The organism is Deinococcus carri (assembly GCF_039545055.1).
In the GTDB taxonomy this organism is placed as follows: Bacteria; Deinococcota; Deinococci; order Deinococcales; family Deinococcaceae; genus Deinococcus; species Deinococcus carri.
In genome coordinates, this window is sequence record NZ_BAABRP010000006.1 from 13,048 (window position 1) to 39,803 (window position 26,756).

25 protein-coding genes are annotated in these 26,756 nt (G+C 70.5%); 11 read left to right on the top strand and 14 right to left on the bottom strand.

What is annotated here, in order from left to right; genetic code table 11:
* The first annotated feature begins 106 nt into the window (after positions 1-106).
* Both ABEA67_RS09390 and ABEA67_RS09395 read left to right on the top strand, forming a co-directional pair.
* A complete protein-coding gene (locus tag ABEA67_RS09390; RefSeq protein ID WP_345464327.1) occupies positions 107-742 on the top strand; it encodes a nucleotide exchange factor GrpE in 636 nt (211 codons plus the stop codon).
* A gap of 71 nt (positions 743-813) precedes the next feature.
* Positions 814-1,737 (top strand): DnaJ C-terminal domain-containing protein, encoded by a 924-nt coding sequence (locus tag ABEA67_RS09395; RefSeq protein WP_345464329.1) that lies wholly within the window; start codon positions 814-816, stop codon positions 1,735-1,737.
* Between the two features lie 177 nt (positions 1,738-1,914).
* Here the strand turns inward: ABEA67_RS09395 and ABEA67_RS09400 are convergent, their stop codons facing one another.
* From ABEA67_RS09400 to fba, 4 genes are all read right to left on the bottom strand, one after another.
* Complete coding sequence (locus ABEA67_RS09400; protein WP_345464332.1) at positions 1,915-2,334, bottom strand: CBS domain-containing protein; 420 nt, start codon at positions 2,332-2,334, stop codon at positions 1,915-1,917.
* Positions 2,335-2,588: 254 nt separating this feature from the next.
* Positions 2,589-5,144 carry a S8 family peptidase gene (locus ABEA67_RS09405; RefSeq protein WP_345464335.1) on the bottom strand — a complete coding sequence of 852 codons (2,556 nt, stop codon included), beginning with the start codon at positions 5,142-5,144 and terminating at the stop codon, positions 2,589-2,591.
* Positions 5,145-5,262: 118 nt separating this feature from the next.
* Positions 5,263-5,991, bottom strand: coding sequence for a hypothetical protein (locus tag ABEA67_RS09410; RefSeq protein WP_345464338.1), 729 nt, complete (start codon positions 5,989-5,991; stop codon positions 5,263-5,265).
* Positions 5,992-6,137: 146 nt separating this feature from the next.
* Positions 6,138-7,055, bottom strand: coding sequence for a class II fructose-1,6-bisphosphate aldolase (gene fba, locus ABEA67_RS09415; protein ID WP_345464341.1), 918 nt, complete (start codon positions 7,053-7,055; stop codon positions 6,138-6,140).
* Positions 7,056-7,349: 294 nt separating this feature from the next.
* On the opposite strand from fba, the gene ABEA67_RS09420 reads away from it, so the two are divergent.
* The 5 genes from ABEA67_RS09420 to ABEA67_RS09440 all read left to right on the top strand — a co-directional run bounded on the left by ABEA67_RS09420 (position 7,350) and on the right by ABEA67_RS09440 (position 10,959).
* A complete protein-coding gene (locus tag ABEA67_RS09420; RefSeq protein WP_345464344.1) occupies positions 7,350-8,588 on the top strand; it encodes an aminotransferase-like domain-containing protein in 1,239 nt (412 codons plus the stop codon).
* Positions 8,589-8,685: 97 nt separating this feature from the next.
* Positions 8,686-9,498, top strand: a complete 813-nt coding sequence (gene murI, locus ABEA67_RS09425) for a glutamate racemase (RefSeq protein WP_345464347.1) — start codon at positions 8,686-8,688, stop codon at positions 9,496-9,498.
* Positions 9,495-10,208: a ribonuclease PH gene (gene rph, locus ABEA67_RS09430; protein WP_345464349.1), complete on the top strand. Its 714-nt coding sequence runs from the start codon at positions 9,495-9,497 to the stop codon at positions 10,206-10,208. The genes murI and rph overlap by 4 nt, the downstream gene beginning before the upstream one ends.
* A gap of 56 nt (positions 10,209-10,264) precedes the next feature.
* The gene (locus ABEA67_RS09435; RefSeq protein WP_345464352.1) at positions 10,265-10,624 is read left to right on the top strand and encodes a DoxX family protein; all 360 of its coding nucleotides are present in this window, start codon (positions 10,265-10,267) and stop codon (positions 10,622-10,624) included.
* A gap of 128 nt (positions 10,625-10,752) precedes the next feature.
* Positions 10,753-10,959, top strand: a complete 207-nt coding sequence (locus tag ABEA67_RS09440; protein WP_345464355.1) for a hypothetical protein — start codon at positions 10,753-10,755, stop codon at positions 10,957-10,959.
* Between the two features lie 76 nt (positions 10,960-11,035).
* On the opposite strand, the gene ABEA67_RS09445 is transcribed toward ABEA67_RS09440, so the two are convergent.
* From ABEA67_RS09445 to ABEA67_RS09470, 6 genes are all read right to left on the bottom strand, one after another.
* On the bottom strand, positions 11,036-11,959 hold the full coding sequence (locus ABEA67_RS09445; RefSeq protein WP_345464358.1) for a class I SAM-dependent methyltransferase: 924 nt from the start codon (positions 11,957-11,959) through the stop codon (positions 11,036-11,038).
* Positions 11,960-12,002: 43 nt separating this feature from the next.
* A complete protein-coding gene (gene trmB, locus ABEA67_RS09450) occupies positions 12,003-13,013 on the bottom strand; it encodes a tRNA (guanine(46)-N(7))-methyltransferase TrmB (protein ID WP_345464361.1) in 1,011 nt (336 codons plus the stop codon).
* Entirely contained in the window at positions 13,010-13,747 is a 738-nt protein-coding gene (locus ABEA67_RS09455) for an FAD-dependent oxidoreductase (protein ID WP_345464364.1), read from the bottom strand. The genes trmB and ABEA67_RS09455 overlap by 4 nt, the downstream gene beginning before the upstream one ends.
* Before the next feature lie 12 nt (positions 13,748-13,759).
* Complete coding sequence (locus ABEA67_RS09460) at positions 13,760-15,730, bottom strand: HD domain-containing phosphohydrolase (RefSeq protein ID WP_345464367.1); 1,971 nt, start codon at positions 15,728-15,730, stop codon at positions 13,760-13,762.
* Between the two features lie 282 nt (positions 15,731-16,012).
* The gene (locus ABEA67_RS09465; RefSeq protein ID WP_345464370.1) at positions 16,013-17,002 is read right to left on the bottom strand and encodes a ComEC/Rec2 family competence protein; all 990 of its coding nucleotides are present in this window, start codon (positions 17,000-17,002) and stop codon (positions 16,013-16,015) included.
* Complete coding sequence (locus ABEA67_RS09470; RefSeq protein WP_345464373.1) at positions 16,999-17,295, bottom strand: DUF3006 domain-containing protein; 297 nt, start codon at positions 17,293-17,295, stop codon at positions 16,999-17,001. Before ABEA67_RS09470 ends, ABEA67_RS09465 begins: the two co-directional genes overlap by 4 nt.
* A 64-nt stretch (positions 17,296-17,359) precedes the next feature.
* Here ABEA67_RS09470 and ABEA67_RS09475 point away from each other — a divergent pair, with 64 nt between their 5' ends.
* Positions 17,360-17,932 carry a GNAT family N-acetyltransferase gene (locus tag ABEA67_RS09475; protein WP_345464376.1) on the top strand — a complete coding sequence of 191 codons (573 nt, stop codon included), beginning with the start codon at positions 17,360-17,362 and terminating at the stop codon, positions 17,930-17,932.
* Here ABEA67_RS09475 and ABEA67_RS09480 read toward each other — a convergent pair.
* Positions 17,895-18,299 (bottom strand): response regulator, encoded by a 405-nt coding sequence (locus ABEA67_RS09480; protein WP_345464378.1) that lies wholly within the window; start codon positions 18,297-18,299, stop codon positions 17,895-17,897. The two genes, ABEA67_RS09475 and ABEA67_RS09480, sit on opposite strands and share 38 nt — an antisense overlap.
* Positions 18,296-21,709, bottom strand: a complete 3,414-nt coding sequence (locus ABEA67_RS09485) for an ATP-binding response regulator (protein WP_345464381.1) — start codon at positions 21,707-21,709, stop codon at positions 18,296-18,298. Before ABEA67_RS09485 ends, ABEA67_RS09480 begins: the two co-directional genes overlap by 4 nt.
* 249 nt (positions 21,710-21,958) lie before the next feature.
* Here ABEA67_RS09485 and ABEA67_RS09490 point away from each other — a divergent pair, with 249 nt between their 5' ends.
* Positions 21,959-23,353: a TldD/PmbA family protein gene (locus ABEA67_RS09490; protein WP_345464384.1), complete on the top strand. Its 1,395-nt coding sequence runs from the start codon at positions 21,959-21,961 to the stop codon at positions 23,351-23,353.
* Between the two features lie 100 nt (positions 23,354-23,453).
* Entirely contained in the window at positions 23,454-24,812 is a 1,359-nt protein-coding gene (locus ABEA67_RS09495; RefSeq protein WP_345464387.1) for a TldD/PmbA family protein, read from the top strand.
* Between the two features lie 69 nt (positions 24,813-24,881).
* Here the strand turns inward: ABEA67_RS09495 and ABEA67_RS09500 are convergent, their stop codons facing one another.
* Positions 24,882-25,652: a DsbA family oxidoreductase gene (locus ABEA67_RS09500; protein ID WP_345464389.1), complete on the bottom strand. Its 771-nt coding sequence runs from the start codon at positions 25,650-25,652 to the stop codon at positions 24,882-24,884.
* 59 nt (positions 25,653-25,711) lie between these two features.
* On the bottom strand, positions 25,712-26,209 hold the full coding sequence (locus tag ABEA67_RS09505; protein ID WP_345464392.1) for a hypothetical protein: 498 nt from the start codon (positions 26,207-26,209) through the stop codon (positions 25,712-25,714).
* A gap of 35 nt (positions 26,210-26,244) precedes the next feature.
* Here ABEA67_RS09505 and msrB point away from each other — a divergent pair, with 35 nt between their 5' ends.
* Positions 26,245-26,718 (top strand): peptide-methionine (R)-S-oxide reductase MsrB, encoded by a 474-nt coding sequence (gene msrB, locus ABEA67_RS09510; RefSeq protein WP_345464395.1) that lies wholly within the window; start codon positions 26,245-26,247, stop codon positions 26,716-26,718.
* The last annotated feature ends 38 nt before the right edge of the window (positions 26,719-26,756 follow it).

Here is a 26,756-nt window from a genome sequence, read left to right on the forward strand (position 1 = left end):
GACGAGGGGAGAGGACGGCTTTCAGGCCCCCTCTCCTCCTTTCTTTCAAGCCACTGTTCTTTTAAGCCACTATCCTCAACAGATGTTCCGAAGGCGAGGTCCCCCCATGACGCAAGACGATCAGAAGAAGAACCAGAACGAGCAGGCCACCCAGGACAGCCACGACGCCCGCGGCGAGCAGACGACCCCGGCCAGCGCCGATGGGCAGGACGCGGACGACGCCGACTTCCAGATGCCGGAGGGTTTCCCCGGCATGGACGAGAACATGTTCGGCCAGGTCCAGGAGATGATGGCGCGGCTGGAACGCGCGGGTGAGCTGGAGCAGGAAAATGCCGACCTGAAGGGCAAGCTGGGCCGCCTCGCCTCCGACTTCGAGAACTACCGCCGCCGCACCCAGGAGGACGTGGAAGCCGCCCAGAATCAGGGCGTCGCCAAGGCCGCCGAGCGTCTGATGCCCGTGTACGACGACCTCGACCGCGCGTTGGGCATGGGCAGCAGCGATCCGGCCAAGCTGCTTCCGGGCGTGCAGGCCGTGCAGAGCAAGGTGCTGGGGATTTTCTCGGGGCTGGGCCTGGAAGCCACCGGCCAGGAGGGCGAACACTTCGACCCCCGCTGGCACGAGGCGATCCAGGTGGTGCCCGGTGACCAGGACGACGTAATTGTGCAGGTCTACCAGCTCGGCTTTCGCATGGGCGACCGCCTGGTGCGGCCCGCACGCGTGGTGGTGAGCAGGAAGCAGTAAGAGCAGCCAGCCGCCAGCGACCAGCATTCCCTTTTCGCTGGCCGCTGGCGGCTGGAAGCTGGAGGCTATCTATGGCATACAAAGATTATTACGACGTCCTGGGCGTCTCCCGCAGCGCCTCCGACGCCGACATCAAGAGCGCGTACCGCAAGCTCGCCAAGCAGTACCACCCCGACAAGAACCAGGGCGACGAGAGCGCGGCCGACAGGTTCAAGGAAATCGGGGAGGCCTACGCGGTGCTCTCCGACCCCGAAAAGCGCCAACTGTACGACCAGTACGGCCATGCGGGGCAGGTGCCTCCCGGTGCCTATCCCGGTGGGGCGGGCGGCGGCTTTCAGGGCGGGGACTTCTCGGGCTTCGACCCCTCGCAGTTCAGTGACTTCTTCCAGGGCCTTTTCGGCATGGGCGGACGTCGGGGCGGGGCCAGCGGCTTCGCGGGGGCGGGCGGCGCGCAGGTCAGCCTGGAGGACCTGCTGGGCGGCGGCATCGGCGGCGCGCAGGGGCGGCGCTTCGTGCAGAACGTGGAGGGCGAACTCCAGGTGACCTTGCAGGAGGCCTTCAGCGGCTCCGACGAGGTGATCAACGTGGACGGCAAACGCCTGACCCTACGCGTTCCGGCGGGCACCCGCGACGGAGCACGCCTGCGTGTGGCCGGGCAGGGGCCGGGCGGCGGCGACGTGCTGCTCACCATCCGCGTGCTGGAGGACCCCCGCTTCGAACTGGACGGCGACGACCTGATCACGGCGGTGGACGTGCCCGCCCCGGTCGGGGCGCTGGGCGGCAGCGTGACCGTGCAGACCCTGGGTGGCAGCGGCAACCTGACCATTCCGCCCGGCAGCAGCGGGGGCCGCCGCATGCGCCTGCGCGGGCAGGGCTGGCCCAAAAAGGACGGCACCCGCGGCGACCTCTATGTGCGCCTGAACCTGACGGTCCCCAAGACCCTCAGCGATGAGGAAAAGGAACTGTACGGCAGGCTGCGCGACCTGCAGAAGTGACGCAGGACAGCAAGAAGCCCACCGGGGTAACTTCCGGTGGGCTTTTTTGCTGCCCCGCTTGAGAGCAGTTGTCGTCAAGTAGCTTCTGACCCTCTCCCCTTGCGGGACTCGTAGAGCTGCGGAGCAGAGAGGGCCTTGCGAAGCAAGGGGAGAGGGGTTCTTTTTACGTCAACCGCCCTAGATGTTGGTGGGCTGGCTGATCCCCTGAAGCGCCTTTTCGTCCGCCTCTCCACCGGTCCTCACCGCCAGGTCGCCCAGGCTGACCATGCCGACCACGCGGCCCTCCTCGGTGACGGGCAGGCGGCGCAACTGGCGCTGGGCCATCTCGCGGGCGGCGTCCTCCACGCTGGTGTCGGCGGCCATCGTGAACACGTCGCCGGTGGTGTAGTCGGTGACGGGCGTGCCGAAGTCGTGGCCGTAGGCAACCGCCCGGATCACGATGTCGCGGTCGGTGATGATGCCGGTGGGCCGGTCGTTTTCCATGACCAGCACGGAGCCGATGTCCTGCTCCAGCATCAGCGTGGCGACTTCCTTGAGGGTCGCCATCGGGTCCACGGTCACGGGGCCAGGGGTCATGATGTCTCGCAGGGTAGGCATGGCCGTACCCTAGCCCCACCGCTCCCCGGCCTCCATAGGAAGCAGCTAAAGACAGATAGAGACAGGGGAAGGTGCTAGATGCGCACCTTCCCCTGTCCCCTGAAAGCTGATGGCTGAAGGCCGATCGCTGATACGGGATTGCTCTGATTCCCGGACATCTGGGAAAGCGCCAGATGTCCGTCCATCGCCGCAACCCCGTCCTTTTTGCTGCTCGCTCCGCTCGGTTGATTCCAAGGAATCAACGCAATTTGGTATTACCTCATCAGCCAGTCGAAGCTCGTCTTCATCAGCAGGTTGCGGCTGCCCGGCGTCAGGCCCTCCATCCCGAAGCCCATGTTGACGGTGCGGTACTTGCCCGCGTCGTTGATCACGATGGCCCCGGCATTCTCGGCCGCGTTCTGGGCCGTCACGCGGGGGCGCTGCGTCTGCGTCTGCCCGCTGAACACCTGGTTCAGGATGGAGCCGATCACGCTGGCGGCCAGGCGCTCGACCAGACCGCGCGGGTCCTGCACCTTCTGCTGGGCGCGGCCCTTGTTGCGGTCCACCTTGATGCTCTGGGCGGTGATGGTGCCCGCGTTGGCGTTGGCGCTGCCCCAGGAGGCGACCACCTGCGAGCCGTTCAGGTCGGCGAGCACGTCGGGGTAGTACTGGTTCCCGGCGCTGCCCTGGGCGTTGAGGGTAAAGGCCGTGTTGCCGAAGGCCCCGCTCGTCACGAACTTGGGCGTGCCGCTGCTGTCGGCCACGAAGCGGGTCTTCAGGACGCTCTGGTAGAAGTCGCCCGTGCCGAGGTCGTAGCCGATGTCCTGCCCGGTCACCAGCAGGCGGCCCCCGCCCGAGAGGTACTGGCGCAGCGTGTTCTGGTCGGCCGCCGTGAGGGTGTTCTGGTACTGCTCACCGCTCGCCCAGACCACGATGTCGGCCTTCTGCATCTCGCCCAGCGGCACCGCGCCCATCGTCTGCGTGTTCCAGACAAAGGCCCCGCCGCTGGCCGCGTTGGCCTTGATGGCGTCCCGCAGCGCGCCCGTCACGTCCGCGCCCTGGCCCATGTCGTCGTCCACCAGCAAGACGGTGGGTTTCTTGCCGCTGGCGGGCGGTTGCGGGGCCGGGGTGGGTGCGGGCGTTGGGGCCGGGGCGGGTGTCCCCGCCGTGTTCTTGACGAAGCAGCCCTTCCGCACGCCGCTGGCCGGGTCGTTGCCTCCCCATTCCTGCACGGTGCAGGCCACGTTGGGCGAGGCGTCGTTGGTGCCGAAGACATACTTGCCCGCCGTCCCGAAGGCCATCTGCTTGTTGGCGACGTTGGTGCAGGTGCCGCCTTCCACCGCGCACAGCGTGTACCCGGCCGGGCCGGTGGGCTGGGCAGGCGCGGGCTGCGGGGTGGGCTGGGGCTGGGGCGTCGGCTGAGGCTGAGGGACCGGTGTCGGGGCAGGCGTGGGCGCGGGGGTAGGAGCTGGGGTCGGCGTGGGTGCTGGCGTCGGTGCGGGCTGGCCGCCCCCCGTCGTCACCCCCAGCTTGCCCAGCGCGCCGGGCACGCTGATCAGGCCGTAGCCCACGTTGTTGTTCTTGCTGCCGGCGTTGCTGGCGCTGGTAAAGAGGGCGTTCTTGATCGCGTCCACGCTCGTGCCCGGCTTGGCGCTGAGCAGCAGGGCCACCGCGCCCGCCGCGATGGGGCTGGCCTGACTGCTGCCGCTGAGCGCGCCGTACCCCCCATTCGGGAAGGTGCTGGTGATGGCGACACCCGGCGCGGCGATGTCCGGCTTGACGAACACGCCGTTGATCTTGCCCTGCCACGCGACCGGCCCGCGGCTGCTGAAGCTGGCGACCTGCCCGTTCTGATCCACCGCGCCCACGCCGATGGCGTCGGGAAGGTTGCCGGGGCTACCAGTGGTCGCGCTGCCGGGGCCGAAGTTGCCGATGGCGAAGACCGGCACCACGCCCGCCTTGATCATGTTCTGCACCGGCACGATGAACTCGTCGTAGGTGCCGGGGATGCCCAGGCTCATGTTCACCACGTCGGCCCCGTCGTCGGTGTCGGCGTTGTTGTCGGGGTCCAGCACGTACTGCATCCCGGCGATCACCTGCGCGAAGGTGCCCTCGTTGTTGGGCAGCACCAGCGCGCTGATGAGTTTGGCCTGGGGGGCCACGCCCACGTCGCTGCCCACCAGCAGGCCCGCCGTGTGGGTGCCGTGCTGCACGGTGTCGTGCGGCTGGCTCTGTACCCGGTCACCCTCGGCATTGAACTCGGCAAAGGCCGCCAGCTTCCCCGCGAGTTCGCGGTGGTTGGGGTCGATGCCGGTGTCCAGGTGCCCGATGCGGACATTCTGGCCCCGGAAGCCCGCGGCCCAGGCCTGCGGTGCCCCGACCTTCTGGAGGTGCCAGGGGGTGCCGGCGGGGGCGGAGGCGGCGCTCAGGGCCACGGCGCGGGGAACCTGCACCTTGAAGTTCTCGAAGATGGACTCCACGAAGGGCAGCGTTGCCAGCACGCGCGCCTGCACCGGGGTCATGGGCAGGTAGATGCTCTGGTCGAGCCACAGCTGGGTGGCCCGGCCCGAGTTGATCGCCTGGTTGATGAACCCGGCGGCGGGGCCGAGCTGCGCGATGCGCGCCGTGAGCTGCTGGCGGGCCGTCTTGAACAGGGCACGCCCGCGCGCGTCGTTGGCGAACTTGAAGCGTACGATTACGCCGACCGTGCTCTGGTCGCCGCGTTTGGCGCGCTCCAGCAGGGTCGGGGACAGCACCTGCGCGCCCGCCGTGGTAGCGCTCCCCAGCGTGAGGGCCGCACCCAGGAGCAAGATGGCCTTTGTTTTCTTCATGCCCCGCAGCCTAGCGGCCCGTCCGTGACGCCCTCTGAAGGGGACGTGAGGAAGCCTTGAGGTGAGATCAGGGCGTCGTCAGGCTGCCGGGGGCGGGCAGGGGGAGGAGCGGGGCCGCTCAGCGGGTGTAGCTGAAGATGAGGTTGCCCTCGCTGGTGGTGCCGCGCAACATGCTGAAGCGGTAGCAGGTCAGGATCACCTGATTGCCGGGGAGTTGCAGCAGTTGAAGCTGCACCTTGACCCCGTTTTGCGTCACCGGGCTGTTGCCCCTCACGTTCCACTCGAAGCCGCTGCGAATGTCGATGCTGCGGTCGAAGGCGGTGCTGGGCACGACCGCGTGCGGTTTGCCGCCGAAGCCCTCCGGCGTGCGCAGTTCGCCGCTGCCCAGGTCCAGCACCAGCCCGCGCAGGACGCCGTTCAGCCCCGGTCCGTCCCCGAACTTCAGCAGGTTGCCGTCGCGGACCACGTTCAGCCGCAGCGTCTTGCCGGTGGGCGCGAGCACCGGCTGGAACACCACGTAGCGCCGGAACTCCTCCTGGGTGATGTTCAGCCGCTCGTCGTACTCCAGCGGCTCGCCCCGCGCGGCGCTGAGCATGAGTTGCCGCAGGGCATCACGGCTGCCGCCCGCCTTGGTCACCAATTGCTGCAACTCCACGAAGGCGAGGCTGGAGCGCTTTTCCAGCACCTGCACCGTCTGGCCCGCCAGCGGCACCAGGGCCGAGAGTTTGCCCTGCCAGCCTGCCGGCAGGCTCCCGACCCCCGTGGTCGTGGTCGCGGTGGACGTGTCCAGCACCGCCGATCCGCCGAAGGCGAGCAGGGTCAGGAGGGGAGCGCGCAGGGCCTTCATGCCGAGCGTGAGCATACGTCCGGTGGGTGAGAATTCCCCGCCGGGCACCTGACGCTGCCTGAGAAAAGCATCAGGTGCCCGTCATCTGCTGGCGGGCACCTGTCTGTCGGGAGGGGGCGGGGGTCTGGGAAAGGCTCAGACCTGGCTCAAGCCTTGCCGACGCTGCCCAGCACACGCAGCTTGTGCTCGATCACCTGGCTCATCAGGTCACGGGCGGGGCCGAAGATCTTGCGGGGGTCGAATTCCTTGGGGGTCTTTTGCAGGACCTCGCGCACGGCGGTGGTCATGGCGAGGCGCAGATCGGTGTCCACGTTCACCTTGGCGATGCCGAACTGTGCGGCCTGCTGGAGATCCTCGTCGGCGATGCCCGCCGCGTCCCCGATCTCGCCGCCCGCGTCGCGGAAGCGCTGCACGATCTCGGCGGGCACGCCGCTGGAGCCGTGGGCGACCAGCGGGATGGGCAGCAGTTCGCTGATGCGCTTGATGCGGGCGTGGTCGATAAAGGGGCGGCCCTTGCCCTTGTACGCGCCGTGGCTGGTGCCGATGGCGATGGCGAGGTAATCGGTGCCGGTCTGCTCGACAAACTGCACCGCTTCTTCCGGGTCGGTCAGGAAGGCGTCCTTTTCATCAACCACGACGTGTTCCTCGATGCCGCCCAGGCGACCGAGTTCGGCCTCCACGCTGATGCCCATCGCGTGCGCGGCCTCGACCACCCGGCGCGTCTCGTGGACGTTTTCCTCGAAGGGGTGGTGCGAGGCGTCGATCATGACGGAGGTAAAGCCCATCTTGATGGCCCGCAGCGCCGACTCGTAGGAGGATCCGTGGTCGAGGTGCAGCGCGACCGGCACGCTGGCGCGCTGGGCCAGGTCGATCACGATGTCGGCCAGATCCTGCCCGCCGTACTTGATGGCCCCCTCGCTCATCTGCACCATCACGGGCGAGCGCAGCCGCTCGGCGGTGTGGATGATCGCCTGGGTGATCTCCATGTTGTTGGTGTTGAACGAGCCGACGGCGTACTTGCCCGCGCGGGCGGGAATCAGGATGTCGTTACCGGTGACGAGCATGGGTGAAGCCTCCTTGAGGTCTGGAACGGGAGTGGGTCTGAGAGGGTGCGGGTCGGATGTTGCCCCGGTCACTTTACCCGGCGCGGGCCGTCCCCGGCTATCCTGAAACGGCCTCCGATGGAATCGTTGACACAGTGATTCCATCAGAGCAGCGCGAGTAGGAGGGAAACGGGTTCCGGGCGTGGAGGTGGCAAACCGGCGCTTTTCCGATTTGTCAACGGAACAGACGGAATCCGTATAAGCTGCCCCCGACGCAGGGAACAGGACGCCGGGAAGCGGGGGTAGGATGGGGTCATGACCAGCCGCTCTGCCCCCCTCCCGCCGCCCGCGCACCTGCCCCCCGTGGACCTCACGGCGCGGCTGGCGGGCCGGGCACGGCGCATGACCGCCAGCGCCATCCGCGAGATTCTCAAGATCACCCAGCAGCCCGACGTGATCTCGTTTGCGGGGGGCCTGCCCGCCCCTGAACTGTTTCCCCTGGAGGACGTGCGCCGCGCGGCCGACGCCGTGCTGACGCGCTACGGCCCCGCCGCCCTGCAATACTCCACCACCGAGGGGCACCTGCCGCTGCGCGAGTGGATCGCGGCCCGTGACGGCATCCGCCCCGCCAATGTGCAGATCGTGACTGGCAGCCAGCAGGGGCTGGACCTGCTGGGCAAGATCCTGATCGACGAGGGCGACGTGGTGCTGGTGGAAGCCCCCACCTACCTGGGCGCGCTGCAATCCTTCCAGCCCTACGGCCCGCGCTACGTGGAACTGCCCACCGACGAGCACGGCATTGACACGGACGCGCTGGAGGAGGTGTTGCGGGCCACCCCCGCCAAGCTGCTCTACGCCATCCCCAACTTCCAGAACCCCACCGGGCGCACCCTGAGCCTGGAACGCCGCCGCCGCCTGCTGGAGCTGACCGCGCAGTACGGCGTGCTGGTGATCGAGGACGACCCCTACGGCCAGCTGCGCTTTACCGGGGAGGAACTGCCCAGCCTGTACCAGCTCGGCCTGGAGCTGGCGGGCGGCCCGGAGCAGAGCCACGTCATCTACTCCAGCTCCTTTTCCAAGACGCTGGTGCCGGGCCTGCGCGACGCCTGGGTGCAGGCCGCGCAGCCCATCATCGAGAAGCTGATCCAGGCCAAGCAGGGCGCGGACCTGCACACGCCTACCCTGAACCAGATGATCATCACCGAGCTGGTCGGGGACGTGCTGCCCCGCCAGATCGAGACGGTGAAAAAGGCCTACGGCGAGCGGGCGCAGGATATGGTCGCCCGCCTGCGCGAGCACTTCCCGGCTGGCGTGAGCTTCACCACCCCGGAAGGCGGCATGTTCCTGTGGGTGACGGTGCCGGAGAGCATCGACACCGTGCCCCTGCTCGCGCAGGCGGTGGCCCGCAAGGTGGCCTTCGTGCCCGGCAGCCCCTTCTACGCGCTGGGCGGCGGCCACAACACCATGCGCCTGAGCTACTCCAGCGCGACCCCGGAGCAGATCGACACCGGCATCCGGGCGCTGGGCGAGACGATCCGGGGGGCGCTGGGGTAGGGGAGACGAGGGGAGGCAGTACGCCGTGCGCGGTACGCGGTGAAAAGATTTTTCCTGCGTACCGCGCACCGCTTCCCGCGCACTATCATCGCCCCCGATGACCCCTGATGCTCCCCTGGGCGTGTTCGACTCCGGCGTGGGCGGCCTGAGCGTGCTGGCGGAGTTGCGCCGGGCGATGCCGCAGGAGAACTTCCTGTACCTGGCCGACACGGCGCATGTGCCCATCGGGGCGCGGCCCGACAGCGAAATCCGTGACCTGACCGCGCGGGCGGTGGCGGCGCTGCACGCGCGCGGGGCGGCGGGCGTGGTGGTGGCCTGCAACACGGCCAGCGCCTTCAGCCTGACCCACCTGCGCGAGCGGTATCCCGACATGCCCATCATCGGGCTGGTGCCCGCCGTCAAGCCCGCCGTGGTCGCCACCCGCTCGGGTGTGGTGGGCGTGCTGGCGACCCCCGGAACCCTGCGCGGCACGCTGCTGCGCGACGTGATCCGCCAGTGGGCCGACCCCGCCGGGGTGCGCGTGCTGACCGCCGTGAGTGCCGAACTGGTGCCGCTGGTGGAGGCCGGGCAGGCGGAGGGCGAGCGGGCGCGGGCGGTGCTGCGCGAGACGCTGACGCCGCTGGCCCAGGCCGGGGCCGATCAACTGGTGCTGGGCTGCACGCACTATCCCTTTCTGGCGGCGAGCATCCGTGCCGAGTTCGGGGACACCTTCACGCTGGTGGACAGCGGGGCGGCGGTCGCGCGGCACACCCGCAACGTGCTGGAGCGGGCGGGCCTGCTACGGGCAGAAGGTGGGGCAGGCGAGGTGACCTACCTGGTCACGGGGGACCCGGAGGCCTCCCGCCCCGTCATCGCCACGTTGACGGGCAAAGGCGGGCAGAATGTCACGGTGCAGCAGGTGACCACATGACCTTCCCCCCCCGAACGGGCCGCGACGCCCTGACCCCCCGGCCCCTCAGCGTGCGGCGCGGCGTGAACCCCCACGCGCCCGGCAGCGCCCACCTGAAACTGGGCCGCACCGAGATTCTGGCGACCGTGAGCGTGGAGGACAAACCCGCCCCCCACATGCGCGGCAAGAAGGAGGGCTGGCTGACCGCCGAGTACGCCATGCTGCCCCGCGCCACCACCGACCGGCAGGCGCGCGAACGCAACCTCCAGAACGGTCGCCGCCACGAGATTCAGCGCCTGCTGGGCCGGGCGCTGCGGGCCTGCATCGACCTGCGGCCCTTTCGCAACCAGACGCTCTACGTGGACTGCGACGTGCTGGTCGCGGACGGCGGCACCCGCGTCGCCAGCATCCTGGCCGGGTACGCGGCCCTGCACGACTTTGCCGACCGGCTGATTCACGCGGGCAAACTCAGCGAGTGGCCCCTCGTCCACGCGGTCGGGGCCGTCAGCGTCGGGCTGGTGGGGGGCGAGCTGCGCGTGGACCTCGACTACGCCGAGGACAAGGTAGCCCGCGCCGACCTGAACGTGGTCGCCACCGAGGCGGGCCTGCTGATCGAGGTCCAGGGCGGGGCCGAGGAAGGCCCCATCACCCCCGCCGAGTACGTCAACCTGCTGACAACGGGTGTGGCGGCGGTGGGCACGCTGCTGGGCGACTTGCAGCGGCAGTTGTGAGGACGGCAGGGGTGAGGAGCGGTGCGGTACACTTCCCCCACCCCAAGGAGGCAGGCATGAGCGTGACGGGATTTATCGGACGGGTACTCCTCTCCAGCATCTTTATCAAAAGCGGCCTCGACCACCTCGAAAACCCCGATCCCATCGTGCGGGCGGCCAAGGGCGCGGAGATTCCCGAACCCGAGCTGGCTGTCAAGGCCAACAGCGCCGTCATGGTCGGTGCGGGCGCGCTGCTGGCCCTGGGCATCGCGCCGCGCCTGGCGAGCACCGCCCTGGCTGTCAGCCTGGTGCCCACCACGGTGATCGGCCACCCGTTCTGGGACAAGCAGGGGCAGGAGCGCCAACACCAGCAGATTCACTTCATGAAGAACCTCGCGCTGTTCGGGGCGCTGCTGGCGATTGGCAGCCGGAAATAGCGCTGCGTCATGGGCGGTGAACACAGGTCCCCCGGTGGGGCCTTTTTGCTGACCTGCCGTCCCGGGAGGTTAACGGCAGATGGGGAAGGTCCACTCCCCCGCCTCACGCGCGGCCGGGAAGATGAGGCATGACCGATTCCAAGCGCGAGGACAACACCGAACACATGGAGCAGCCCGACCTCGACCAGAACACGGTGATAGAGGAAGGCATGCAGGGCGCGACCGGCGACGTGGACGCCAACGGCCTGGAAAAGAACTTCGATCGGCAGGAGAAGCTGGACGAACTGCGCGAGAACCTTCAGGACGTGGGCGGCACCGGCCAGAGCAACGGCTAAACCCCTGTGGGGCCGCGCTGCCGGGGAGGCCGGGCAGCGCGGCCCTTGTCGTGTGTCACGCCACGCGCTCGGCTGTTTAGAGTTCCAGGCCGACCGGGGTGGGCGACCCCGCCGGAATCGCCGTCACCAGCACCTCGTATTTGCCGGTCACGAACACCTTGAAGCCGTGCTTCTGGAGGCCGCGCCGGGCCGCCGCCACATCGGCGGTCAGCAGGCTGAGGTCCGGGCGGGCGAAGTTGAGCAGCCGCGCGCCGTAGCTCAGGAAGCCGTCGCGGTAGCGGGCGTTCGGAAAGCCCAGAATCAGGCCCCCCGTGGCGGTCAGGTGTTCGCGCCGCAGGGCCGCGAGCAGCACGTCCTGCCGGATGCGGGGGCTTTGCAGCAGGCTGAGCGCCAGCACGAGGTCGAAGCGGCCCAGTTCGGGGGCGGGCAGGGTGGTCACGTCCAGCGCGAGAAAGGTCGCCTGCGGGTGACGGGCGCGGGCCGCCGCCAGGGCTGCCGCGTCCACATCCAGCCCCACCACCTCGAAGGCCCGGCCCGGAAAGGCCAGCGCGAGGGCCTCCAGCTCCCGGCCCGCGTTCACGCCCAGCGCCAGCACGCGCCCGCCCGGTGCGGGGTTCACCCGCCGCAGCGCCTCCACCAGCGTGAACAGGAACACCGGGTCCTCCAGCTTGTCCACCCGCGCCCAGTCGCCTTCCGGGCCATACCCGTTCGCGTCGGGCGCGGGTACCCCCCCATAGGCGCGCAGCCGCACAGTCACGCGCCCCCCCTCCGCCGGCTGCGGCGTCAGCAGGTGCGCCCCCAGCAGGTCCGCGAGGTCCGCCCAGGTCTGCCAGGGGCGGTGCCGACCCTGCGCGGTGGCTTCCCCGGCATAGAGGCCCAGACCCAGGTCTGGGTCCGGCACGGTCAAAGCCACCTCACCCGCCTCCGCGAGCGCGGCCCGCACGGCAGGAAGAATGACGCTGAGGGGTTCGTGGCTGAAGTGCAGCGAGGCCGGTGGCATATGGCGTTTGAAGGCAGGCTGACGGCTGAAAGCTGACCGCTCCTCAGTACCCCCGGTGACGCACCGCCGCCCCCTGCGCCTCCAGCCACCCCGTCACCACGCCGACCGCCGCCTTCACGCCCGGCGTGATGATGGGGCCGCCGAAGCGGGCAAGGCGGACGAGGTGCGAGCCGTCCTCCCGCCCGGTGATGCCGATCAGCACCTCCTGCGTGAGTTCGCCCTCCACGACGTGCGCCAGCACCACCCAGGCGTCCCGCCCCAGGGTGCGGTACAGGTCCAGCAGGACCACCGTCCACCCCGCCGGGTCCTCGCGGGTCTGTCCGCCGCGCCCGGTGTGCTTCTGAAAGGTGCTGGGGTCGAAGGTCGCGGGCAGGGTCAGGATGGCGTGCGGCACGGCGGGGGAGTCCTCCAGATCAGGGTAACGGGTGTCAGGGTACCGGGTGATGGGGCCGTGGGGCACGGGGGGCCGGGTGGTGGGCACGAAGCGGGCGTGGTTGGCCCCCAGGCCCAGGTCGCGCCACTTCCGGGCGTATTTGGTTTCCAGGGCGGCGGGCGGGGCGTCCGTGAGTTCTGCGGCCATCACGCCGCTGGCCGCCGCCTCCTGGCAGGCGAACTCGAAATACTCGTCGTGGTCGGTGGTGAGCAGCACGGCCCCGCCCGGCTTGAGGCGGCTGGCGGCCAGGCGGAAAAAGGGCGCGCGCAGCAGGCGGTGTTCGGTGTGCCCCGCCTTGGGCCAGGGGTCGGGAAAGTTCACCACGATGGCGTCGAGCGCGCCCTCCGGCACCACCTCGCGGATCAGGGGCGTGGCGGGCAGCTTGGTGAGCACGGCATTGGTCAGGCCCGCCGCCCGCAGCCTTCGAGCGGCCTTGAGCAGCGAGACGCCGCTGATCTCCACGCCCAGGTAATTGGGAGGCTCGGGAAAGGTCGCCGCGAAGTGCGGCCAGAAGCGCCCGTCCCCGAAGCCCACCTCCAGCACCCAGGGCCGCTCCGGGGTGTCCGGGTACAGGCGCGCGGCGCGGTCGGGGAAATGGAAGTCCGAGAGACGGTAAATCACGCGCCCACCAGTTCGTCCGCCAGGCGTGCGGCGTCCGTCAGCACCGAGGCGTAGGTGTGCTCGCCCGGGGTGCAGCGGCCCAGCGCGTACACCCGCCCGAAGCGTGTGAGGCGAAAGCCGTCCAGCTCGGCGGGCGCGGGCGTCAGGAAGCGCACGTCGTAGGGAGGGGCACCCTCCACCCCGGCGGCGGTCTGCTCGCCGCCGATCAGCCACACGCCCGAGCGGGCCAGGTCGTCGGCCAGGAAGTCGTAGGCGACCTCCGAAAGCCGCCCGGCCTCCTCCAGCGTGTCGCCTATCAGCAGGCGGCCCTTCAGGAAGGCCCCGACCGCCAGCACGGCGGCGCGGGCGTGGAGCGGCGGTCCCTCCCAGGTGGCGAGCGTCACCTGCTCCTCCGTCTCGCCCAGTTCGGTCACGGTGCTTTGCAGCAGGTGGATGCCCGCCGTCGCCTCGATCTCGGCCTTGAGATGGCGGTGAAAGGTCCAGCCGTCGGTGTCGGGCGCGAGGCGGGCGGCGACCTGCCCGAAGATGCTGCCGGGCGGAAAGCCCGCCCCCGCCACGCCGGGCTGGTACAGGTTCCCGAGGTGGTCGAGGGCCTGGGACACCAGCAGCACGTCGCGCCCGGCCCGCGCGAGCCGCCAGGCCAGCTCGGTGCCCGCGAGGCCCGCGCCGACCACGGCCACGTCATAGAGGTGCCCCGGCTGCGGCTGGCTGCGGGGTCGAGTGGGTCCGAACATCAGAGGCGAAGTTTAGCAGGAGGGCGGGGAGCCGCAGGGTGGCCGACCAGGTTCCCCGTCCCCCTCCTCCTCCTCTTCCTGGAGCAGGGCTTCCAGGGCGGCCACGACCGCCGGGTCGAACTGCGCGTCCGCCTGTGCCCGGATTTCCTGGAGCGCCTCCGCCCGCGTCCAGGCCGGTTTGTAGGGCCGCTCGCTGGTGAGGGCGTCCAGCACGTCCGCGACGGCCACGATGCGCCCGCTCAGGGGAATGGCCTCCCCGGCCAGCCCCAGCGGATACCCCCGGCCGTCCCAGCGCTCGTGGTGGGTCAGCGCGATCTCGCAGGCCGCCGAGACCAGCCGGGACGAGTCGCCCGCCAGCAGGCTGGCTCCCAGCTCCGTGTGGGCCTGGACCAGCCGGAACTCCTCGGGGGTCAGGCGGCCAGGCTTCAGGAGAACGGCGTCGGGCACGCCGATCTTGCCCACGTCGTGCAGGGGCGCGGCCCGCTCGATCAGCCGGACCTCGTCCTCGGCCAGGCCCAGCCGCCGGGCCAGGCCCGCGGCCGTCCGGGCCACCCGCCGCACATGCTCCCCGGTGTTGTCGTCGCGCAGTTCCGCCGCGCGGGCCAGACGCTCGAGCACTTCCAGTTGCGCCTGCTCGACCTCCTGGGTGCGCTGCCGGACCAGGGCGGCCAGCACCTCGTTCTGCTGGTGGATGGTGGCCTCCGCCAGCTTGCGCTCGGTGATGTCCAGCACGGTCCCGATCAGGCCCTGAATCTGCCCCTGGCTGTCGCGGTACACGCTCTTGTTCGACAGGAACGTGCGGTAGCTGCCGTCGGGCAGCAGGTCGGTGACCTCGTAGCTGGCCGTCTCGCCGGTGGTGAGCACGTGCGTGTCGCGCCGGTGCGCCGCCTCGGCCGTCACGGCCGGAAAGAGCGCCCGGTCGTCCCGGCCCAGGATGTCCCCGACCGGGCGGCCGATGCGCGCGGCCCCGGCGGCGTTGATCATCACGTAGCGGCCCTGGGGGTCCTTGACGAAGATGGATTCCGGCACGCCGTCCACCACCGCCTGGAGGAGGTTGCGGCCGGTGATCAGGGCCTCGCGGGCCGCCCTCTGTTCCGTCACGTCACGCAGCGAGGCCGTGAACAGCTCCTCGCCCTCCAGCAGGAGCGGGGTGAGCGACAGCTCGCAGGGAAACTCCTGCCCGCTGCGCCGCCGCAGCCGCACCTCCAACCGCCGTCCCGGCACGGGTCCCTCCCCGCCGAGGAAGTGCCGCGCGATGCCTCCCGCGTAGGTGGTGCCGTGCAGGCGCTCCGGAAGAAGCAGCCTGATGATGTCGCGGCCCAGCACCTCCTCCCGCGCATAGCCGAAAAGCTGCTCGGCGGCCAGGTTCCACTCCTCGGCCAGCCCGTGCCGGTTCAGGATGACGGCGGCGTCGAGGGACCCGGTCAGGAAGGCACTCCGGAGGCTCTCGCTGCGGCGGCGCTCGTTCAGGGCAAGCCGCAGTTCCAGTTCCGCGACCACCCCGGCGGCCAGATCGCGCAGCGTGTCGCACTCCTCCGGCGAGAGCGGCGCGCGGGGCACCGTGTCCATCACGCACAGGGTGCCGAGCACCTCCCCCTCGGGCGACAGGAGGGGCGCACCCGCATAGAAGCGCAGGTGGGAGGTGCCCGTCACCAGCACGCTGTGGGCAAAGCGGGGGTCGCGGGTGGCATCGGGCACCACCAGTACGTCAGGCCCGGCCACGGTGTACGAGCAGAACGACATGTCACGGCCCACCTCGCGCAGGTCGAGGCCCACACACGCCTTGAACCAGTGCCGGTGGGCATCGGTGAGGGAAATCAGCGCGATGGGCACGTGAAACAGACGGGCGGCCAACCGGGCGACGCGGTCGAAGGCGGCCTCGGGCGGTGTGTCCAGGACCGCGTACCGCCGCAGCGCCCGCAACCGTCTGACCTCTCGGGCGTCGGCCCCGGCAACCGGTGAGGAGGCGTGAAGAGCAGCCATACGTGCGGCAGGCTACCCCCGCCCCTCTTGCCGCCGCCTGACAGACGAGGCGCAACAGACGGGGCACAGTGGCGCTGCTGCCACCGAGAGCATTTGACGTAAAAAGAACCCCTCTCCCCTTGCTTCGCAAGGCCCTCTCCCGCAAGGGGAGAGGGTCAAAAAATGACGCCATCTTGACGACAACTGCTTTAGTACATGGTCAACCGAAAAAACTGGGGGCGAACGTACAGGCTGTGGCCCTCATTATTCAGAAATCACCCCATTTGACCGCTTGTCGGTGTACTAGCGGTCGGTCGTCACCGTGTATGTCCCGTCCGCGTTGCCGGTAAAGGTCACGGTGCCCTGCCGGTCGGTGCGGTAGATGCGGACGCCGTTTTGCTTGTAGAGGTCCAGCGCCTTCCGGGTGGGGTGGCCGTAGTTGTTCTCGCCCACGCTGATCACCACGTTTTCCGGGCGCACGGCGGCCAGCCAGGCCTGGTGGTCGCCGTTGGCCGCGCCGTGGTGGATGCTCTTGTAGGCCTGGAAGGGGCCGCGAATCTCGGGGCGGTTCCCGGCCAGCCAGCCGTCCGTCTCGGGCGTCTCGCTGTCGCCGGTCAGCAGGGCGCGGAAATCGCCGAACTCGATGCGCAGGCCCACGCTGTTGTCGTTCTGGTCGTCCCCCATGCCGGGGGGCGGGGCAATGACCCGGACCTTCACGCTGCCCAGGTTGAGCACCTGGTTGTTCGCCTTCTGGAAGGTGGTTCCGGCGTCCTTCAGTGCCGTGACCAGCCGGTCCCAGGTCTGGGTGGTTCCCGCCAGGCCATTGTTGATGAAGAGCCTGGGCTTGGCCTGCTGCGCGGCGGGCACCAGACCGGCGATATGGTCGGCGTCGGCGTGGCTGGCGACCATCAGGTCGAGCCGGTCCACCCCGTAGGTCTGGAGGTAGTCCTGCATCTTCGAGGTGCTGCGGCCCCCGTCGTACAGCAGCGTCTTGCCCTCCGGGCTGCGGACCAGCACGGCGTCGCCCTGCCCCACGTCCAGAAAGCGCAGGGTGATCTGCCCGGCGGGCTGCTCGGTCTTCTCGCCGCCCTTCTTGTCCCCCCCCCCGAACAGCCCGCCCCCCGCACAGGCCGCCAGGCCGGTGGTCAGCGCCAGCACCAGCAGCCCCAGCAGGTCGGAGGGGGTGGGGCCGCGTCCCGGCTTGCCGTGCGGCCTGGCGTTGCCGCGCGCCGCGGCGCGTGCCGGAGTCTTGCGGGGGGAGGCCTGGCGGTTGGAAGGCTTCTTCTGGCTCACAGTTCGATCTCCTCGCCGTCATGCGGGGCCGCGTTCAGGGCGTCCAGGCGGCGCTGGGCCTGCTCGCGGCGGGCCAGCGTCTCGGCGGGCAGCCGCCAGACCCGCACCCCGTCGGGGCCTTCCTGCACCGCCAGCACGTCGCCCTCGCGCACACCCTCGGGCAGGGCGTGCAGCGGCAGGTCGAAGGTGCGGCCGTCTTCCCGTTCCACCCGCGCCACGCGGCCCCGCGGGCCGTCCTCGATCCCGTCCACCGTCCAGCGTTCCCGCCGTGCCTGCTGCTCGCCTTCCTTCACGTCCCCAGCGTAGCGCGTTCCGGTGATTCTGTTCTCATGCCACACCGCCATGCCACACTGCGCCATGCGGCACAACCTCACCCTGACAGACGGCGACCTGACCCTGCGGCCCCTGACCGCCGCCGATATTCCCGCCCTGTGCGCGCTGGCCCAGACCTGCGCGGACGAGCTGCGGCTGATGGGCACGGCCCCCGACCAGGCGGCGTACTACCAGGCCGCGCTGGACGCCCCCGACCAGCTGCCCTTCGTGGTGGAGGTGGGCGGCGAGGTGGCAGGCAGCACGCGCTACGGCGACATTCGCGCCCCGCACAGCGGCCTGGAAATCGGGTGGACCTGGCTGCACCCGCGCTGGCACGGCTCGGGCGTCAACCGCCGCATGAAACGGCTGCTGCTGGCGCACGCCTTCGGGCCGCTGGGGATGGAGCGCGTGCAGCTCAAGACCGACCTTCTCAATGCGCGCAGTCAGCGGGCCATCGAGGGGCTGGGCGCGGTGCGCGAGGGCGTGCTGCGGCGGCACATGCGCCGGCCCGACGGCACCCTGCGCGATACGGTCATGTACTCGGTGACGCGGGAGGACTGGCCGGAGGTGGAGCGCCGCCTCAGCCGGGCGGCAGATGCTCCTCCAGCAGCCCGGTGACGGCCCGGCAGAACTCGCTGAACTTCACGGGCTTGAGCAGGTAGGCGGCGGCCCCCAGATCGAGCGCGCGCTGGCGGTCGCCCGCGTCGCCGGAGCTGGTAAAGATCACGGTGGGCACCGTGAGGCCCTCCGCCCGCAGCGCCGCCAGCACCTCCAGCCCGCCCAGGCGCGGCATGTTGAGGTCGAGGATCAGCAGCCGGGGCGGCCCGCCGCGCAGGAAGGCCAGGGCCTCCACGCCGTCGCGCACGAAGTGCAGGCGGTGCGGCAGCCCGCAGTCCTCCACCGCGGCCAGCACCAGCTCGATGTCGGCCGGGTTGTCCTCGGCAATCAGGACTTCGGCCCGCAGGCCCCCGGCCTCCCCGTTCAAGCGGGCACCGCGCGCAGGGTGAAGTGAAAGGTGCTGCCCTCGCCCGGCGTGCTCTGCACCCACATCTGCCCGCCGTGCTGGACCACGATCTTCTGGCAGATGGCGAGACCCAGACCGCTGCCCTCGTAGCGGTCGCGGCCATACAGGCGCTGGAACATCTCGAAGATGCGCCCGAAGTACGCTTCCTCGATGCCGATGCCGTTGTCGCTGACGGTGAAGTGCTGCATCTCGCCCTCGCGGACGGCCGCGATGGTCACGCGGGGGGGCACGTCCTCGCGGCGGAACTTCACGGCGTTGGCGATCAGGTTCTGGAAAAGCTGCACCAGCCGCGAGGGGTCGCCCTGCACCGCGGGCAGGTCCGCGGCGAGCACCTGCGCGCCCGTCTCCCGCAGGGTCACGTCCAGCCGCTCCAGCGCCTCCTGCACGGGCACATTCACGTCCAGCGGCTGGAGGGGCGGATGGGTCGTGTTCAGGCGCGAGAACACCAGCAGATCGTCCACCAGCGTCTTCATCCGCAGCGCGCCCAGCTCCACCGTGTGCAGGTACTGCTGCCCACGCTCGTCGAGCACGTCCCCATAGCGGCGGCCCAGCAGGCCCGCGAACGATCCGACCGTGCGGATGGGTTCTTGCAGGTCGTGCGAGGCGATGTACGCGAAGCGCTCCAGCTCGGCGTTGCTGCGCTGCAACTCCTCGTTGGCGCGGCGCAGGGCCACCTCGGCCCGCTTGCGCGCGGTCACGTCCCGCACGAAGCCGACCATGTGCTGCACCTCGCCTTCCTCGCCGCGGGTGAAGTAGCCGTCGTCCTCCACGTCCAGCACCGTGCCGTCCTTGCGGACCACCCGGAAGCCGAGCCGGAAGGCCTCGCCCGTCGCCAGCACCCGCTCGATCTCGGCCGCAAAGGCGGCGCGGTCCTCGGGGTGAATCAGCCGCTGGGTCCAGTCTTCCAGGCGGCCCTCCAACTCGTCCGCGCGGTAGCCGGTGATGTGCTCGACCGCGCCCGCGTACAGCAGGCCGTCCGTGGCCGGGTCCCAGTCGAAGATCAGCGCCCCGGCCCCCCGCACCGCCACCTCGTAGCGGTCGCGCCACTGCATCACCTCACGGGCACGCTCGGCCACCCGCGCCTCCAGCTCGGCAGAGTAGGCCTGCTCGCGCGCCAGCGCCCCCCGCCGCATCTTCGACAGGGCCAGGTTCGCGCCCACCTTCGCCAGCAGCTCGCGGGCGCTGAAGGGCTTGACCAGGTAGTCGTCCGCGCCCGCTTCCAGCCCCTGCACCCGCGCCTCCTCGCCCGCGCGGGCCGAGAGCATGATCACCGGCAGTTCGCGCGTGCGGGGGTCTTCCCGCAGCGCCCGCAGCAGGCCGAAGCCGCCCAGCCGGGGCATCATCACGTCGGTGATCACGAGGTCGGGGAGGCTCTCCCGGATGGCCTCCAGCGCCGCCTGCCCGTCGGGCACCACCCGCACGTCATGGCCCGGCGCGAGCAGGCGGGCGATGTAGTCGCGCAGGTCGGCGTTGTCGTCCACCAGCAGCACCTGGCCGCGCTCGCCGGGCTGGGGGAGGCTGTCCGGTTTCGCCCGCACCGGGCTGTCCGCCTGCCCTGGCAGCCAGCGCAGCGCCTCCTCGACGTAGGGCAGGGCACCCACGGCGGTGGAGGACAGGGGGCGCTCGGCCCCGATACGCTCCTGGGCCAGGTGCGCCCGCCCCAGCGGCAGCCGCACGGTGAAGGTGGTCCCCTCGCCCGGCGCGCTCTGGGCCTCCACCCGCCCGCCGTGCAGCTCCACGATTTCCCTGACCAGCGCCAGCCCGATGCCGGTGCCCTCGAAGGAGCGGCCCTGCTGACCCTCCACGCGGTGGAAGCGCTCGAAGAGCCGGGGCACCTCCGCCGCCGGGATGCCCACGCCGCTGTCGCGCACCCGCAGCACGGCCTCGCGGCCCTCGGCGTCCAGCGTCACGGCAACCTCGCCGGACAGCGTGAACTTGAAGGCGTTGGAAAGGAGGTTGAGCACCACCTTCTCCCACAGTTCCGGGTCCACGTAGACGGGTTCGGGCAGGGGCGACACCTCGACCGCGTAGCGCAGCCCCGCGCGGTCCATCGCCGAGCGGAAGCTGCTCGCCAGGTCCGCCGTGACCGTGGCGAGGTCGGTGGGCACGTAGCTGGCCTGGGCGCGCCCGGCCTCCAGGCGCGAGAAGTCCAGCAGGGTATTGACCAGCCGCAGCAGGCGCAGGCTGTTGCGGTGCGCCATGTCCAGCACGTCCCGCTGCGCCCCTGTCAGCGGCCCCGCGTCCCCGGTCAGCAGGTCTTCGAGCGGCCCCAGCATCAGCGTCAGCGGCGTGCGGAGTTCGTGGCTGGCGTTGGCGAAAAAGGCCGTCTTGGCGCGGTCGAGTTCCGCGAGCGCCTCGGCCCGCCGCCGTTCCTCCTCGTAGGCGTTGGCGTTGGCGAGGGCCGCCGCGACCTGCCCCACGAACAGGCCCAGGAAGCCGCGGTAGTCCTCGTCCAGCGGGCGGTAGGGGTTCAGGGCCGCGACGACCACCCCCGCCGCGCGCGCCTGCCCGGTCTGCGCCAGCGGCAGCACCAGCGCCTGCGTGGGCGGGCGGTCCCAGGGGCCACCCGGCAGGCCGGGCCGGGCCGCGAGGTCGATCACGCGGGGGGTCAGGTCGCCCAGGACCTCGGGGAACGGCCAGGGCGCAGCCCCGACCGTGTCCGCCAGCTCGCGGGAGAGGCCCGCCGCCTCGGCCAGCCGCAGGGTGCCGTCCTCTCCCGGCAGGTACACCAGCGCGAAGGGCAGGTCGTGGGCGTCGGCCTCCAGACAGGCGCGGGTGGCGGCCAGCACCTCGTCCGGCGTGCGGGCCGCGCCGGTCCGGGCGGCCAGGTCGCGCAGCACGCGGAGCCGCCGCTCGCCCACCACCCGCTCGCTTTCCTCGGTGACCACGCACAGCATCCCGGTCACGTGGCCGCTGTCCCCGGCCAGCGGGCTGTAGGAGAAGGTGTGGTACGTCTCCTCCGGGTAGCCGCTGCGTTCCAGGAACAGTTGCAGCCCCTGGTCCCAGGTGGCCTCGCCGGTGTTCAGCACATGCTCGATGCGCGGCCAGATGTCCTTCCAGATCTCGGCCCAGACCTGATCCGACGGGCTGCCCAGCGCCCAGGCGTCCTTCACGCCCAGCGTGGGGCGGTAGGCGTCGTTGTAGAAGAAGGTGAGGCCGTCTCCCCACAGCATCCACATCGCAAAGCGCGAGGTGAGCATGATGCGGACGGTGGTTTTGAGGCTCTGGGGCCAGGTGTCCGGCGAGCCGAGCGGCGTCCTGGACCAGTCGAAGGCCCGCATCCGCGCGCTCATCTCGCCCGTTCCGGCAAAAATCTCGCGTGCGGCGTCCTGATCGGCAGTGGCTTGCTCGGAGGGAGGGGGCTGCGACATTCCCGGCCAGGATAGCGGTTCCGGCGCGGCCTCCCCCAGGCGGGGGCAGGCCAGCGGCAGCCGCGCCCCTCTGCGAAATGGCCTACCCCCCCTGCCCGCCGCCCTCTTTCTCCGCCTGCCCCCTTTCCTTTGAAAGCACTCTGCGCCACAGTAAGGGCACCGTTTTTCCCCAGCCCCGGCCCATGCGGGGTGGCGGCACCCCTCCCCAGGGCTTCTCGCCCGCCGGGATGGCCGCAGAAAGGCCCATCCATGCTGAATGAAACGCTGGCCGCCGAGGTCCTGTCCCTTGCCCGCACGGGCGGGGCCGACTTCGCGGAACTGTTTGCCGAGGACACCGTGTCCACCACGCTGCGGCTGCACCAGGGCGAGGTCAAGGACGCCGGGGGCGGCAACCTGTTCGGGGCGGGGCTGCGGCTGCTGTACGGCACCCGCGTGGTCTATGCCTACACCAACGACGTGACCCCGCAGGGCCTGCGCGACCTGGCCGGCCAGGTGGCCCGCGCCCGCGGCGGGGCGGGCGAGGTGGGCCGCGAGGGGACGGGCGGCCTGGATTTCCGCCGCCTTGAAGCCCGGCCCCTGTACGTGGCCCGCGAGCATCCCCGCCAGACGGGGGTGCGCGAGAAGCTGGCCCTGATGAGGCGGGCGCACGGCGGCGCGGCGGGGGCCGGCTTCGTGAAGACGGTGGACGTGAACTACCTCGACCGGATGCAGCGTGTCCTGATCGCCAACTCCGAGGGGGTGTGGGCGGAAGACGAGCGGGTCTGGACCCGGATGACCGTCAGCGCCATCGCCCAGGACGGCACGCTGCGCGAGACGGGCTATTACGGGCCGGGCGCGGGGCAGGGCCTGGAGTTCTTCGAGACGGTGCCGCCCGAGCAGATAGGCGCGGAGGCGGCACGTATCGCCAACGCCATGCTGCACGCCGGGTACGCGCCCGCGGGCAAACTCCCGGTGGTGATCGGCAACGAGTTCGGCGGCGTCATCTTCCACGAGGCCTGCGGGCACATCCTGGAAACGACCGCCGTCGAGAAGAGCGCCAGCGTCTTTGCCGACCGGATGGGTGAGCGGATTGCCCACGAATCCGTCACCGCCATCGACGACGGCACCCTCCCCGGCTCCTGGGGCATGGTGACCGTGGACGACGAGGGCATGCCCGGCGAGCGCACCGTGCTGATCGAGCAGGGCGTGCTGAAGTCCTTCATGGTGGACCGGGTGGGCGAACTCAAGACCGGCCACAAACGCACCGGCAGCGGCAGGCGTCAGAACTACACCTACGCGCCCGCCAGCCGGATGCGCTCAACCTTTATCGACAACGGCCGGGAGACGCCGCAGAGCCTGATTTCGGGCGTGGCGCACGGCATCTATGCCCGCAAGATGGGCGGCGGCAGCGTGACCCCCGGCACCGGCGACTACAACTTCGCGGTGCAGGAGGCGTACATGATCCGCAATGGCGAGATTGCCGAACCGCTGCGGGGAGCCTCGCTGGTGGGCAACGGCGCGCAGGACCTCCTGAACATCGTGGGGGTGGCGGGCGACCTCTCGCTGGGGCAGGGCATGTGCGGCAGCGTGTCCGGCTCCCTGCCGACCGACGTGGGCCAGCCGCACATCCTGATTTCCGAGATCACCGTGGGGGGCCGCGCATGAGGAGGGGTCAAGGGGTCGAGAAGTCCAGAGGTCGGGGGAAGGTTGGCCTTTCCAGCCCCCGCAACCCGCCGCCCGCCACCCACGTCCCGGAGGTCCAGACATGACCGCACAGAGTGAACCGCAACTCAGCCTCGCGGAGGCCCAGGCCTACCTGCTGGAGCGTGCCCGCACGCAGGGCGTGACGCTGGAGGTGTACGGCGAACGGGGCACCGCGACCAGCGTCAAGGCCTATGGCGGCGAGGTGAGCGAGTTCAAGCTGTCCACCCGGCAGGGCGTGGGCCTGCGGGCGCTGGTGCGGGGGGCGTGGGGCTACAGCTTCACCGAGAACCTCTCCCGGCCGGCGCTGGACCGCGCGCTGGACAGTGCCGTCGAGAACGCCGAGCTGGTCCAGCCGGAACCGGCGGCGGCCCTGCACGACTGGCCGCCGCCCCCCGCCCTCGACCTGTACGGCGAGGGCCTCAGCGGCGTGACGGTGGAGCAGAAGGTGCAGGTGGCGCTCAACCTCGACCGGGTGGCGCGCGAGGCCGACCCCCGCGTGGTAAGCGTGCCCTACGGCGGCTACCAGGACGGCGACCTCCAGCGCCTCGTCGGGAACAGCGCGGGGCTGGGGCGCGAGGAACGGCAACTCTACGCCATGCAGTACGCCTACCCGCTGGTGTCGGAGGCCGGGCAGAACAAGATGCAGGGCGACTGGCAGTTTACCCGCGAGTTCACCGAACTCGACCCCACCCGCACCGCCCTCTCGGCCGTGGAAAAGGCGGCGGCCCTGCTGGGCGCGAAACCGGCCCCCAGCGGCACCTTCCCGGCCGTCATCACTGGCGAGTGCCTCGCGCAACTGCTGATGCTCTTCAGCCCGATGTTCAGCGGCAAGATGGTGGAGGAGGGCAAGAGTCCGCTGGCGGGCCGCCTGGGAGAACAGGTCGCCTCCCCCCTGGTCACGCTGGTGGACGACCCCACCCTGCCGCGCGGCCTGAACTCGCGGGCCTTTGACGCCGAGGGCTGCCCCAGCGTGCCCCTCACCCTGATCGCGGCCGGCACCCTGACCGCCTTCCTGCACAACGCCGCCACCGCCGCCCGCGCCGGGACTGGCAGCACCGGGCACGCCGACCGCCACGGCATCCAGGGCACGGTCGGCGTCGGCCCCAGCAACCTCTTCATGCAGGCCGGGCAGACGGACGGCCCTGCCCTCGCGCCGGGCCTGACCGGGCTGCGCCTCACCGATGTGTCGGGCGGCCACGCGGGCGCGAACCCCATCACCGGCGACTTCAGTCTGGAAGCCCAGGGCTTCTGGCTGGAAGAGGGCGAGGTCGCGCACCCCCTCGAAGTCTTCACCGTCGCCGGGAACATCCTGGACCTGCTCGCCGGCATCGAGGCCGCCGGCAGCGAGGTCCACTGGACGGACTACGGCGCGGGTGCCCCCGACGTGCGGGTGAACGCCCTGGCGGTCGGCGGGGCGTAGGCCAGAAGAGGAGAACGCCGCCCCACTGGAAGTGCAGTGGGGCGGCGTCGTTGTGGCCGGAAGGGGACTTCAGCCCCGCGTGTCCGCCGTGTCCGGCTGGGGCACCGCGCACTGCCCGTCCTCGCAGCCTTCCGCCGGGGTGGCCCCGCCCAGCAGGGTCAGGGGGGCGGGGTGCGTTTCATTCCAGACCTGCTCCAGTGCCCCGCGCAGCACCTCGGCGGGCTGCGCCCCGCTCACGCCGTACTTGCCGCCCAGCACGAAGAAGGGCACGCCGCTGATGCCGAGGGCCTGCGCCTGCGCCTCGTCCTGCCGCACGGCCTGGGCGTACCGGCCGCTTTCGAGGGCCGCCCGCACCTCTTCCGCAGCCAGGCCCGCCTCGGTCCCCAGGCGCACCAGCGCCTCCGGGTCGCCCAGCAGCTCACCCTGGGTCAGGTAGGCCGCGAAGAGGCGTTCTTCCACCGCGTCGGCCAGGCCCTGTTCGGCCGCGAGCTGAATCAGCTGGTGCGCCTGGAAGGTGTTGGTGGGTCGCAGGCGCTCGAAGTGGTAGTCCAGGCCCTCCTGCGCGGCCACGCCGGTCATGTGATCCAGCATCTCCTGCGCCTGCTCCGGCGTGCGCCCGTACTTGCGGGCCAGCCCGTCGCGGACGGACAGCGGACCCTGCGCGGGGGCCGAGGGGTCCAGCTCGAAGGCGTGCCACACGACCTCCACCTGCTCACGTTGCGGAAAGGTAGCGAGCGCCTGCTCGAACCGCCGCTTGCCGATGTAGCACCACGGGCAGGCGATGTCCGACCAGATGTCCACGCGCAGCCGCTCCGGGGAGGAAGGAGTGAAGAGGGTCATTCGTTTATTCTAAACTACTTTGGAAAGTAAAGCAAGGTGGACGGTCTGTAGAATGGCGGTCAGGAAGGCGGTCCCTCATGGCAGGCCAGGGGGAAGGCGGGCACACTCAGCCGCATGCCGGCCGGCGAGAGGGTAACGGTCACGGCCGCGGGTGTCTGCCCGGCCGGCCAGCGAAAGGCACGGTCATGCCTGCCGCCCTCCGCCACCGCGAACAGCACGGTGCGCCTCCGCGAGGACAGAGTAAAGCTCCGCATCTGCCCCGGCCCCAGCGTTCCGGCCGGCGCGTCCGACCCGTTCGGGAACTGGTCCAGCAGCCCCACGAAAGCCCCCGCCTGCCCGCCCCGCACGCTCAGCCGCAGGGGGCGCAAGGCTCCCGCCGAGGCCGGAGCCGGTGCGCCCAGCCAAGCGGGCCGTTCAGGAAAGAGGCGGGGCAGGCCGAAGGGACACCAGGAGGCCCCTGTGCTTCCTCCCACACCGCTTCCTCCCGCGCCACCTGCCTGCACCGTCCCGACGGTCAGGAGCAGCCCAACCGCCAGCGCCAGCTTCAGCGTTCGCATACCTTCAGTTTAGGAAGCGGGCCTACACTCGCCGTATGACCACCGATTCCAGCAGAGGCAGCTTCGTCAAGCCCAGCGACGCCGAACTGCGCCAGAAGCTGACGCCCGAGCAGTACCGCGTGACCCAGCACGAGGGCACCGAACGCGCCTTTACCGGCGAGTACTGGGATCACGACCAGTCCGGCATCTACGTGGACGTGGTGTCCGGCGAACCGCTGTTCAGCTCCCGCGACAAGTACGACGCGGGCTGCGGCTGGCCCAGCTTCACCCGGCCCATTCCGGACGTGACCCTCACCGAGAACACCGACTACAAGATCGGCTACGCCCGTACGGAGGTCCGTTCCGGTCAGGCCGACTCGCACCTCGGCCACGTCTTCCCCGACGGCCCGCAGGAGCAGGGCGGCCTGCGCTACTGCATCAACTCGGCGGCGCTGCGCTTTGTCCCGCTGGAGCGGCTGGAGGAAGAAGGGTACAGCGAGTACCGGGGGCTGTTCGAGGGGCAGAAGTAAAGAGAAGAGGGCCGCACCAGTCCGCGTGCGGCCCTCTC

Coding starts and splice junctions, on each gene's coding strand:
- fba (WP_345464341.1), bottom strand. CDS start 7,055: ATGCTCGTCACCGGTAACGACATCCTGATTCCCGCCCGCGCGGGCAAG.
- ABEA67_RS09495 (WP_345464387.1), top strand. CDS start 23,454: ATGACCGCACAGAGTGAACCGCAACTCAGCCTCGCGGAGGCCCAGGCC.
- ABEA67_RS09455 (WP_345464364.1), bottom strand. CDS start 13,747: ATGTTCGGACCCACTCGACCCCGCAGCCAGCCGCAGCCGGGGCACCTC.
- murI (WP_345464347.1), top strand. CDS start 8,686: ATGACCCCTGATGCTCCCCTGGGCGTGTTCGACTCCGGCGTGGGCGGC.
- ABEA67_RS09500 (WP_345464389.1), bottom strand. CDS start 25,652: ATGACCCTCTTCACTCCTTCCTCCCCGGAGCGGCTGCGCGTGGACATC.
- rph (WP_345464349.1), top strand. CDS start 9,495: ATGACCTTCCCCCCCCGAACGGGCCGCGACGCCCTGACCCCCCGGCCC.
- ABEA67_RS09475 (WP_345464376.1), top strand. CDS start 17,360: ATGCGGCACAACCTCACCCTGACAGACGGCGACCTGACCCTGCGGCCC.
- ABEA67_RS09505 (WP_345464392.1), bottom strand. CDS start 26,209: ATGCGAACGCTGAAGCTGGCGCTGGCGGTTGGGCTGCTCCTGACCGTC.
- ABEA67_RS09490 (WP_345464384.1), top strand. CDS start 21,959: ATGCTGAATGAAACGCTGGCCGCCGAGGTCCTGTCCCTTGCCCGCACG.
- ABEA67_RS09445 (WP_345464358.1), bottom strand. CDS start 11,959: ATGCCACCGGCCTCGCTGCACTTCAGCCACGAACCCCTCAGCGTCATT.
- ABEA67_RS09485 (WP_345464381.1), bottom strand. CDS start 21,709: ATGTCGCAGCCCCCTCCCTCCGAGCAAGCCACTGCCGATCAGGACGCC.
- ABEA67_RS09405 (WP_345464335.1), bottom strand. CDS start 5,144: ATGAAGAAAACAAAGGCCATCTTGCTCCTGGGTGCGGCCCTCACGCTG.
- ABEA67_RS09410 (WP_345464338.1), bottom strand. CDS start 5,991: ATGAAGGCCCTGCGCGCTCCCCTCCTGACCCTGCTCGCCTTCGGCGGA.
- ABEA67_RS09420 (WP_345464344.1), top strand. CDS start 7,350: ATGACCAGCCGCTCTGCCCCCCTCCCGCCGCCCGCGCACCTGCCCCCC.
- msrB (WP_345464395.1), top strand. CDS start 26,245: ATGACCACCGATTCCAGCAGAGGCAGCTTCGTCAAGCCCAGCGACGCC.
- ABEA67_RS09435 (WP_345464352.1), top strand. CDS start 10,265: ATGAGCGTGACGGGATTTATCGGACGGGTACTCCTCTCCAGCATCTTT.
- ABEA67_RS09440 (WP_345464355.1), top strand. CDS start 10,753: ATGACCGATTCCAAGCGCGAGGACAACACCGAACACATGGAGCAGCCC.
- ABEA67_RS09400 (WP_345464332.1), bottom strand. CDS start 2,334: ATGCCTACCCTGCGAGACATCATGACCCCTGGCCCCGTGACCGTGGAC.
- ABEA67_RS09395 (WP_345464329.1), top strand. CDS start 814: ATGGCATACAAAGATTATTACGACGTCCTGGGCGTCTCCCGCAGCGCC.
- ABEA67_RS09460 (WP_345464367.1), bottom strand. CDS start 15,730: ATGGCTGCTCTTCACGCCTCCTCACCGGTTGCCGGGGCCGACGCCCGA.
- ABEA67_RS09390 (WP_345464327.1), top strand. CDS start 107: ATGACGCAAGACGATCAGAAGAAGAACCAGAACGAGCAGGCCACCCAG.